Genomic DNA, 969 nt, shown 5'->3' with positions numbered 1-969 from the left:
CATAAAACAAAAACAGCAAGCTCAAAAGAACTTGCTGCGCAGGATAGTTATTAACCGAGATTAATACTTCCTATATTTTTTGGTAAATATACTTGTTTTATAACACAGTACCTATGAAGCGTTGTGGTGTGTGGGTCTGAGCCTGGCGTTGGCCTTTACCTCTGGCGAGGCTCAGAGCCACGTTGGAAACGTGACGCTTCATTTTTGTTCTTGGAGTTCAATATAAGAAAATAGTCTAAATCGTGTAGGATGCAACAATGCTTTATAGCCCTTTGTTAGCTACAGTTTTTATTTTTCACTTTCAATATTTCATCAATTCTTCTTTTGTTTTCTTGTTGTAACAATGTAGGGTATAGATTCAATATTACATTTGGAAACATCATTGTGAATCCCGCAAGAAATCCTCTTTCAATACTTATGTAAATGGCTATTATGGCAACAAAAATAAATCCTATTAAATGGCTTACTTCTGCTTTGGTCATTTCAGATCTTAGCTGGATTAAGTTGGGGCTTCTTTTTTCTAATTTAATTTGCTGATTTAGATGCCTGAAAAAAGTATTATTAACGATCCACTTGAATTGATTAATCCCAATAATTTTATTTAGAGCTTTACTTTCAATAAAATTCAGGTAAGCTACTTTTTTATAGTATTCTGTTTTGATGAGTATATCATTAACTATCATGCCTATTAACCAAGAGATCAACGAAGTCGTTATTCCTAATTTTATCCCTAATGTTAATAGTTGATAGGTCATTTTAAAATTGTAGCTAACGGTCGGGCTATGCACCGGCGCGATCTGGGTTGCTGGCCGACCTTTTGGCCTTTGGCGTTGGCGGAGACCAGCAGGCTGAACGAGGTGCATTTTTTTTTTTGGTTCTGGAGATTAAGATACAGAAAATAGTCTAATTCTTGTAGGGTCTAGCGCTGGGGTATAGCCGACTTAAGTTTGATTTGTCTAATTTTTAAAG

The 969-nt window shown here is 35.6% G+C and carries 1 protein-coding gene; it reads right to left on the bottom strand.

Going from position 1 to position 969, the window contains the following annotated elements; all coding sequences use genetic code 11:
• Nucleotides 1-275: 275 nt before the first annotated feature.
• On the bottom strand, nt 276-755 hold the full coding sequence (locus IS446_RS00160; RefSeq protein WP_203057146.1) for a glycosyl-4,4'-diaponeurosporenoate acyltransferase CrtO family protein: 480 nt from the start codon (nt 753-755) through the stop codon (nt 276-278).
• Nucleotides 756-969: the final 214 nt, after the last annotated feature.

The organism is Robertkochia sediminum, from assembly GCF_016786255.1.
Taxonomy (GTDB): domain Bacteria; phylum Bacteroidota; class Bacteroidia; order Flavobacteriales; family Flavobacteriaceae; genus Robertkochia; species Robertkochia sediminum.
This window is presented reverse-complemented; position numbering and strand designations above follow the sequence as displayed.